The sequence below is a fragment of the Actinospica sp. genome (genome assembly GCF_035552695.1).
In the GTDB taxonomy this organism is placed as follows: Bacteria; Actinomycetota; Actinomycetes; order Streptomycetales; family Catenulisporaceae; genus Actinospica.
This window is the reverse complement of sequence record NZ_DASZKT010000029.1, coordinates 143,583-152,664: the sequence shown is the minus strand read 5'-3', so window position 1 is coordinate 152,664 and position 9,082 is coordinate 143,583. Positions and strand designations below refer to the sequence as shown.

Sequence of the window (9,082 nt, the reverse complement as noted above, 5' to 3'; positions counted from 1 at the left end):
GAACGACACGATCGGAGTGGCGCCGTCCGCCTTCGCCGTCGCGATCTCCTGATCCATCGCCGGATCACCGGTCACCGCCAGCGTGTCCCCCCAGATCGGCGAACACCCCGCACTGATCACAAACGCCGCCGTATACGACTTGAGCCCCGCCTGGGCAGCCGAATTCAACATCGACTCCTGATTATTCGACATATCCACATACGGCGCGACCTTACCCACCGAACCACCGCCCACCGTGCCGGTTCCCGTGGGTGTCGGGCTGGGCGACGTGGAGGGCGAGTTGGTGGCCGTCGGCGTGGACGACGTGGTCGGGCTGCCGGTCGAGGTGGTACCGGCAGTCAGCGAGAAGTCGTCCGCGTGGTACGTGGGCTGCGCGTACCAACCGTGGATGTAGATCGTCAACGAGGTCTGCGAAGCGCCCGTGGTAAGCGACATCGAGAGCTGCTGCCAACTCGTCGCGGACGGCGTCCACGTGTCGCTGCCGCCGGTGTCGCCGAGGTAGACGTACGAGCCCTCGACGTAGGCGGAGAGGGTGTAGGTGGTGTTCGCCTGGACGCTGACCGTCTCGGTGCACTGAGCGTCGTCCGACGAGGTCGGCGCGCCCGCGAGCGCGTACGAACCGGAATGCACCGGGCTCGTGACGACGCTCCCGGTACCGGAATCGCAGGTCCAGCCGGACAGGTTGCCGGATTCGAACCCGGCGTTGCCGACCAGGTTGGTGGCCGCCGCGGAGGCGGCGCCGGTGGACAGATAGAGCGTGGCCGGCACGACGAGCGCCGCGGCGGCGGCTCCCACGGCGAGCCGGAGCGAGCGGCGGGGTCTTCTTGTCTGCATGGGTCGGTCGCACTCCCTTGGGCCGAGGAACGAGTGGGTGGTCTAGTCCTCTTCGTATGGTCTAGTCCAATCGGTCCGAGCTGACAAGATGTTCCGCCCGTCCGGTTTGCGATCTTCGTCCGGGGATGTTGACCTTGACTCGGCGACCGGGACCAGCGAAGGGATGCGGATGACGGAGTCGGACGCGGACGAGGTGAGCACCGGCGAGTTCGCCAGGCTAAGCCGGCTCTCGCCCAAGGCGCTGCGCCTCTACGACCACGCGGGAGTGCTCGAACCGGTCCGTGTGGACCCCGTCACCGGCTCCCGCCAGTACACCCGCGGCCAGGTCGAGCGCGCGTTCCTGGTGTCCTCGCTGCGCCAGGTGGGCATCCCGCTGACCGAGATCAAGTCCGCGCTCGACGAGGAGGGCACGCTCGGCGCCGACCGGATCGCCGCCTTCTGGGCCGAGGCCGAGGCCGAACACGCCGCCCGCAGACGGCTCGTCGGCTCCCTCATCGAACGCCTGCGCGGCAACGCGTCCGCGACCTCCATGGCCTACGCCGTCTCCACGAGGACCCTTCCGGACCGCAGCGTATTGACCCAGACGAGGCATCTGCACGTCGATGAGCAGACCGCCGTCCGCGAGGAGTTCGTCGGCAACCTGCGGCAGGCCGGCGTCAAGCCGCTGCCCGGCGCCGTCGGTGCCCCCTTCATCATCTACTACGGCGACCTCAGCGCGGACAGCGACGGCCCGATCGAATGGTGCTGGCCCGTCGCCGCCGACCGCGCCCAGGACCTGGCCCGCCGCTTCCCGGACCTCACCCTGCGCACCGACCCGGCGCATCAGGAGGCTTACGTCCACTACGGCGCCACCACCCTGCTGCACGCCGCCCGCATCGTCCTCGCCGCCGAGAGCCTCCTCGCCTGGGCCCGCGACCAGGACCGGCAGACCGTCGGCCCCCTCCGCCTCGTCTACCTCGAGGCGAACGGCGAGGGCTCGGTCCCCGACTGCGACGTCGCGGTGCCGCTGAAGTAGCGCGAAAATCGCCGAACTCGAAGTACTCTCTCATTCCGAGTGGCCAAAGTTCACAGCTCCCGCCGCCTGCCGGATCCCACGGCCCGGCGCACGCCATGGTGCGTAGATGAACCGTTATCAGGTGCGGGCAGCCTTCGTGGCCGCTCTGAGGGTGAGGATGAGTATGAGCGAGCAGATCGGCTTCGCCGCGTACGTCGCGGGGCACGCAACGTGCTGAAGCATGCTGTCGAACACATCCACGCCTTGCCAGACCTGGCGCGGCGCGTGGAGATGAGGGCGGCCGCGCGCAGGCGCACTGCCCGATGGAGCGCGGCCGGAGCCGCCGCACTCGTCGTGATGGGGACTACCGCGGGTGTCCTGACGTTCGGAAACGGCGGAGGCTCGGCGAGTAGCTCGCCCACCTCCGCATCGAATGCGGTACGGGTTCCGTCCTGCGCGTCGAATTCGGACGCATACGCCGTTACCGCTGCTCCGACCAAACCTTCCGGTCCGGTAGTCGCGGACAGCCCTGCTGCGGCTCTGATCTGCCGCTTTGGGGCGGGCGGAGCCCTGGCCGGCTCGGCGACGGTGACTGATCGAACCAAACTGACCACGCTTCAGAAGGCCCTGAACGCGAGTAAGCCCTATTTCGGTCCGATGTACTGCTTGGCGGGGTTCGGTAATGCGGCGTTCGTGTTGATCTACCCCGGTGACCAAGCCGACCTCGTAGTCGACTACAACCCGGCATGCGCCGAGCTGTACACCAAAGCCGGGACCTACCTCGTCGGCAGTGATGTCAACCAAATGGTCACCAGCCAGACGGGAAGCTGGCAGAGCACCGCGAGCTCGACGCCGGGCGCGCACTAACCCTGACGCGCTGCTGAAGGCGACCGGATTCGGCCGCCCTCAACAGGATGCAGCACGCAGCGTGTTACGCCCGGCCGCCGGTCGACGGCGGTCGGGCGGAGACGGATCTCAGGGCAGCGCCAGTTCGAACCAGACGCTCTTGCCGCCGCTGGTGCGGCGGGTGCCCCAGCGCTGGGAGAGGGCCTTGACGAGGTGCAGGCCGCGGCCGCCGTCGTCGTCGTGGTCGGCGGCGCGCAGTTGCGGGGTCTCGTCCGAGGTGTCGTAGACCTCGCAGAGCAGCGAGTTGTCTCTCAGGAGCCTGACACTGATCGGGCCGTTCGTGTACAGCAGCGCGTTGGTGACCAGCTCGCTCGCCAGGAGTTCGGCGGTCTCCTCGAGCTGGCTCAGGCCCCACTCGTTGAGGGTGCTGCGGACGTTCTTGCGCGCCCTGGCGACCGCGGGCAGTTCGGGCTCGACGGTCCACTGCGCGGTGGCGGTGGACGGGATGCCGCGGACGCGGGCGATGACGAGGGCGGCGTCGTCCATGGTGCGGTCGCCGCGGAGGCCGGCGATGACGGTGTCGGCGATCGCCTCGAGGGGGAGCTTGGCGTCCTTGATCTCGCGGACGAGGTCCTGCATGCCGTCGTCGATGTCGCGGCCGGGGGCGCGGCTCTCCACCAGCCCGTCGGTGCACAGCACGAGGAGGCTCTCGTCCTCGAACTCGATGTCCTTGCTCTCGAAGGTGTGGCCGCCGACGCCCAGCGGCACGCCGGGCGGGAGGTCGAGGATGGTGGTCTCGCCGTCCGGGGTGACCATCAGCGGCGGGATGTGGCCCGCGCGGGCCATCCGGCAGATGCGTGTCGACGGGTCGTAGACGGCCACCAGACACGTCGCGAACAGGACTTCGCCGTCGCCCAGGTGGTCCGCGAGCTCGTCGAGGTGGTGCAGCAGCTCGGCGGGCTGAAGGTCCAGTGCGGCAAGGGTTCTGGTCGCGGTACGCAGCTGGCCCATGACGGCGGCGGCGCGGATTCCGTGCCCCATCACGTCGCCCACGACCATGGCCACCCGCCCGCCGCGCAGGCCGATCACGTCGTACCAGTCGCCGCCGACGCCGGTCAGGTCGCTCGCCGGGAGGTAGCGGTGCGCCACGTCGACGCCGGTGTGGTCGCCGGAGTCCGTCGGCAGCAGCGAGCGCTGGAGCATCAGCGCGGTGTTGCGCTCGTGGCTGTAGAGCCTGGCGTTGTCCACGCACAGGGCCGCGCGCGCCGCGAACTCCTCACCGAGCACGGCCTCGCCGCCGGAGAACGGCCTGCGGTCCGAGCCGCGGGCGAACATCGCGATGCCGAGCACCGCGCCGCGCGCGACGAGCGGGACCACGAGCATGCAGTTGCCCACGAGGTGCGGCGCGGGGGAGGGGTCCTTGCCCGGCCACAGCTTCTGCGCCGCCGCGAGATCCAGCGAGCTGAGGGTGCGCGGACGACCGGTCCTGAGAACCTGGCCGAAGACGTTGTTCGGGCCGTGCAACACGGTCTCGCCCACCGGAAGCATCGCCTCGAGCGCCGGATCCTGCGCCTTCGCGGCGACCCGGCGCACCCGCAGCTCGTCGCCGTCGAGCCAGGGCGGCGGAAGTTCGAACTCGTCGACGACCGATTCCATCAGCACGACGGACGCGGTGTCCGCGAACCGGGGCACCGCGACGCTCAGCAGTTCCTCCGCCGTATGCGCCATGTCGAGCGTCGTGCCGATCATGGTGTTCGCCTCGGTGAGCAGCTGCACCCGGCGCATCATCGCGACCGAGGCCGCGTGCTCCTGGAACTGGCCGATGGCGGCGAGCGCGGCCTCGGCGGTGCCGAGCGGCGCGGGGCGCGCGGCGGGCACGGACTGGCCGACCCGGTCGGTGACGACGATGAGGGCCCCGGGACGTCCGCGGCGGTCCTGGATCGGCTGCCAGCCGCATTCCACGGGGTGCACGAGACCGTCGGCGTCGAGCAGCGGCAGCGAACCGGACCAGCTGCGTCCGGCCAGCACGGTGCCGAGCAGTTCGTCCAGCGAGGCGCGGTCTTCGGGGCGCACCATCAGGGTACGCATACGGCGGCCGCAGGCCCGGCCCGCCGAGAGCCCGAACAGCGCCTGGGCGCCGCGGCTCCAGCTGGTGATCCTGCCGTCCGTGCCCACGGTCAGGGTCGCCGGCCAGGGGCGCTGCGGGGCTACTGGGGTCTGTTCACCCCCGAACGCCCTGCTCCAGGGTGTTGCCCCCATTTCGAGCTCACTCTCGTTCGTCCAGGTGGGCGGTCGGAAGTATATCGTCCTGTCAGGGCCGTGAATCAAGGGAGGGCGCGGAATTAGCGCTCGACCGGGCACGGGGCGTGATCGGCCTAGCCCACACGCTCCCCATACCCGGTGCACACCACGCCCATCCGCCGATTATGGGGGCGCACGGGAGCGTACGGCGGTGTCATTGGAGGTAAACGTATCGTCCCCGCGCCGCCGAATCGAGCGGTACGGGGACGATACGGTGCATTCCGTGCGGGGAAACGAGATCCGGCTCAGCCCTCCGCAGCCGGAACCTCCGATTCCTCGCCGACGGATTCCGCCGTGGGGGCCGCCGCCCCCACCAGGACCGGTTCAGCCGCTGATGTGCTGAGCGTGTCGCTCGGATACACGACCTCGTCGTGGATCGCGAGGTCCCCGGTTTCGAGTTGTTCGTCCGTCAGACGCAGCTTGACGAACAGTCCGACGAATTTGAGGATCAGGAACGTGCACAGCGCGGTCCAGCAGATGACCGTGAGCGCCGCCCCGGCTTGCACCTCCAGTTGGTGCCAGGTGTGCGAGCCGTACAGCAGGCCGGTGACCGAGAACGGGGAGGACTTCGAGTCCCCGCCGAGGTACACCAGCACGTTCGGGTCCGCGAAGACGCCCACCAGCAATCCGCCGCAGAGCCCTGCGATGCCGTGTGTGTAGACGACGCCGAGGGTGTCGTCCACCTTGGCGAAGATCCACTTCTTGGACAGCTTGTACCAGCTGAGCCAGACGACCGCCGAGCTGATCACGCCGAGGCAGATCGCGCCGAGGCCGTTGACGTAGCCGGCCGCCGGGGTGATCGTCACCAGGCCGACGATCATGCCGTTGATCGAGCCGAGCAGCGTCGGCTTCTTCGACGGGCTGAAGAACATGTCCATCAGCAGCCAGGTCAGCAGCGCGATGGCGGTGCAGATGTTCGTGTTGACCACGGCCATGGCCGCGTCCGCGCCGGCGAAGTACGGGTCACCGCCGTTGAAGCCGTTCCAGCCGAGCCACAGGATACCGGCGCCGGTCGCGCACAGCAGCAGGTTGTTCGGCGCGCCGTGCTCGCGGTCCTTCTTCAGCCGCGGCCCGATCACCGCCGCCGCCACGAAGCCCGCGGTGCCCGCCGACAGGTGGATCACGTAACCGCCGGAGTAGTCCACGGCGCCCATGCCGGCCCAGAAACCGCCGCCCCACAGCATGAACGCGTCCACCGAGTAGACGATCGTGGTCCACAGCGGCACGATGATGATCCAGGCCTTGAAGCTCATCCGGCCGATCACCGACCCGAGCCACAGCAGCGGGGTAATCGCGGCGAATACGAATTGGAAGTAGAACAGCGCCGATTCGGAGAAATTGAAGGGCGGCATCAGGCCGGACAGCAGCGGGATCGAGGCTTGCGATTCCTGCCCGGCGCCGAGCGACGTCTTCGGCACGCCGACGAAACCGCTGTTGCCTCCCGCCACCGTGGTCTTGATCCATGGGCTGCCGAATCCCATGTTGAACGCCCACAGCGCCCATACCAGCAGTACCAGGGAGAATGCGCTGAAGGCCATCAGCATCGTGTTGACGGCCCATTTCTTCTGGACCAGGCCGCCGTACAGAACGGCCAGTCCCGGCAGGCTCATCAGCCCGACGAGGGTGGCCGCGGTCAGCTGCCAGGCGGCGTCCCCGGACGAATATCCGGTTGCCGGGTACGGGATGTAAGAGAGGTGCACTGTGCGCTCCGTTCGTCAGCTTCGTGAACGTGCATGGTGCGGTTGATCACGCGGAGAACCCGTGTGTGGCAAAGGGTTTCGCGATATTGCGCGCACCTTGACATCGCGCCGTGACACCCCGGTAGCGGATCTGTTTCGCGAATGCTACGAACTGCGCATGACCACAGGTGGACAGCCGTGACACGGCCGACGGCCCGGAATATCAGCCTTCGGATTCCGCCTGCGCGTACAGCGAGCCGACCCAGTCGCCGAAGTAGACCGAGTACGACACGTCCGGATCGTCGCCCCCGGCCTCATAACCGCCGATGACGCCCACCACCGTGCCGAGTTCCGTGTTCGAATCCACGGCCTGCAGGAAGGGCCCACCGCTGGTGCCGCCGGGATAGTTGTCGCAGTCGAACTGGAGCTGCGGCGTCGTCAGCGAGGAGTCGCTGAACTCGGCGGTGTAGTTCGTGCAGCTCACCGGCTGCTCGGTGGACTCCGGGTAGCCGACGACCTGTGTGAGATTCGTGTAACCCGGGGTCAGGCCGAGGTCGTCGCCGCCGACCATGTCCTGGATCTTCGTCCCGGAGCCCTCCTCGTGCACGACCAGGAAGGCCACGTCGTAGTTCGGATCGCTGCTCGAGGCCCACTGCGGCGGGACGATCACGGCGGACGGGATCCACACGCCGTACGGGTCCTGGCCGTCGTGGTAGCCGGGCACGAAGGCGATGTCCGTGTAGACGCCCGAGGAGTCGTACACGCAGTGCGCCGCCGTCACCACGATGTCGCCCTCGGGGCTGTTGACGACGCTTCCGGTGCAGTAGTGGCCCTGGCCGGAGATCGATCCGTCCGAGGTGCTGAACATCGCGCCCACCTGCGACACCCCGCTGAAGGCGCCGCCGGAGAGCGGGCTGGAGACCGCCATCGGCGAGCCGGCCGCCGCGCTGAACGCGGCCTTCTGATTGCCGCTCGACGAGCTCGGGCCTATCCCGTTGGCGGTCGGGTTGGGCAGCGCGGAGCCGCCGTTGATGATCGCGGCGGCCGAGCCGGACGCCTTCGGCGCGGTGGGCGAGGCCGTCGTACTCAGCCGGGAGGCCCAGTACGAGCCGGCGGCCGACGCGTCGGCCGAGGGGATCGGGATGACGCCGCCGCTCGAGCCCGCGTACGCGGTGTTCCGGTGGCTGAGCACGGTGGGCCACAGGACTCCGGCGCCCACCGCGATCACCCCGGCGCCCGCGACCGCGAGCCCGACGGACCGTCGCCGCGCCCGCTCCCGTCCTGCTCGAACCATGAAATTCCCGCCGCCGGTGAGGTTCAGGTCGCCGCCCGTACCCGTACCCGCCACGGACGCGACCCGGCCATGATCTCCCAAAAGCGGGTGCCCGCGCCAGAGCACGGGCACCCGAGGCTTAACGGAAGCTTAGATGTCTCTCGCCGCCCGGATCGACTGCTTCAGCGAGGACATGGTGGCCAGCACCGCCGAGGGCTCGTAGCCGCAGTGCGCCATGCAGTTGGCGCAGCGCGGGTCCTTGCCCCGGCCGAACTTGTCCCAGTCCGTCGTCTCGATCAGTTCCTTGTACGTGTCCACGTAGCCGTCGTTCAGCAGGTAGCAGGGCCGCTGCCAGCCGAACAGCGAGTAGGACGGAATGCCCCATGGGGTGCACTCGAAGTCCTCCTTGCCCTCCAGGAAGTCCAGGAAGAGCGCCGAGTGGTTCATCCGCCACTTCTTGCGCCGGCCGTCCGCGAACGCCTTCTTGAACAGCTCACGGGTCTGCGTGACGCCGAGGAAGTGCTCCTGGTCCGGCGCCTTCTCGTACGCGTACGCCGGGGAGATCATCATGTTGTCGACCTTGAGGTCGTCGTTCAGGTAGTCGAGCACCTCGATCACCGACTGGGCCGTGTCGGTGTTGAAGAAGGTGGTGTTCGTGTTGACCTTGAACCCGGCCTCGCGGGCGATCTTGATCGCCTCGACCGCGCCCTCGAAGCCGCCCTCCTTGCTCACCGCCCGGTCGTGCGCCTCCTTCAGTCCGTCGATGTGCACGACCCAGGCGAAGTACGGGGACGGCTTGAACTTGTGGATGTGCTTCTTGAGCAGCAGCCCGTTCGTGCACAGGTAGACGAACTTCTTCTTGGCGATCAGCTGCCGGACGATCTCGTCGATCTGCGGGTGCATCAGCGGCTCGCCGCCCGCGATCGAGACCATCGGCGCGCCCGACTCCGTGATGGCGCCGACGGCCTGCTCGACCGGCATGCGCTGCTTCAGGATCGAGGCCGGATGCTGGATCTTTCCGCAGCCGGCGCACGCCAGGTTGCATGCGAAGAGCGGTTCGAGCTCGACGATCAGCGGGAACTTCTTGATTCCCTTGATCTTCTGCTTGAACAGGTAGGCGCCGAGCCTCGCGGACTGCCGCATCGGAATGGACAT

General features: G+C 68.4%; 7 protein-coding genes. 2 read left to right on the top strand and 5 right to left on the bottom strand.

Going from position 1 to position 9,082, the window contains the following annotated elements:
* On the bottom strand, nucleotides 1–834 hold an 834-nt coding region (locus tag VG296_RS05345), incomplete at its 3' end, for a carbohydrate binding domain-containing protein (protein ID WP_325563669.1).
* 169 nt (nucleotides 835–1,003) lie between these two features.
* Here VG296_RS05345 and VG296_RS05340 point away from each other — a divergent pair.
* Nucleotides 1,004–1,849 (top strand): MerR family transcriptional regulator, encoded by an 846-nt coding sequence (locus tag VG296_RS05340; RefSeq protein WP_325563667.1) that lies wholly within the window; start codon nucleotides 1,004–1,006, stop codon nucleotides 1,847–1,849.
* A 645-nt stretch (nucleotides 1,850–2,494) separates the two neighbouring features.
* On the top strand, nucleotides 2,495–2,695 hold the full coding sequence (locus VG296_RS05335; RefSeq protein ID WP_325563665.1) for a hypothetical protein: 201 nt from the start codon (nucleotides 2,495–2,497) through the stop codon (nucleotides 2,693–2,695).
* Nucleotides 2,696–2,803: 108 nt separating this feature from the next.
* On the opposite strand, the gene VG296_RS05330 is transcribed toward VG296_RS05335, so the two are convergent.
* The 4 genes from VG296_RS05330 to hpnH form a co-directional block, all read right to left on the bottom strand.
* Complete coding sequence (locus VG296_RS05330; RefSeq protein WP_325563663.1) at nucleotides 2,804–4,933, bottom strand: ATP-binding SpoIIE family protein phosphatase; 2,130 nt, start codon at nucleotides 4,931–4,933, stop codon at nucleotides 2,804–2,806.
* Nucleotides 4,934–5,220: 287 nt separating this feature from the next.
* A complete protein-coding gene (locus VG296_RS05325; protein ID WP_325563661.1) occupies nucleotides 5,221–6,675 on the bottom strand; it encodes an ammonium transporter in 1,455 nt (484 codons plus the stop codon).
* A gap of 202 nt (nucleotides 6,676–6,877) precedes the next feature.
* Entirely contained in the window at nucleotides 6,878–8,002 is a 1,125-nt protein-coding gene (locus VG296_RS05320) for a trypsin-like serine peptidase (RefSeq protein WP_325563659.1), read from the bottom strand.
* A 75-nt stretch (nucleotides 8,003–8,077) separates the two neighbouring features.
* Nucleotides 8,078–9,082 (bottom strand): adenosyl-hopene transferase HpnH, encoded by a 1,005-nt coding sequence (hpnH, locus tag VG296_RS05315; protein ID WP_325563658.1) that lies wholly within the window; start codon nucleotides 9,080–9,082, stop codon nucleotides 8,078–8,080.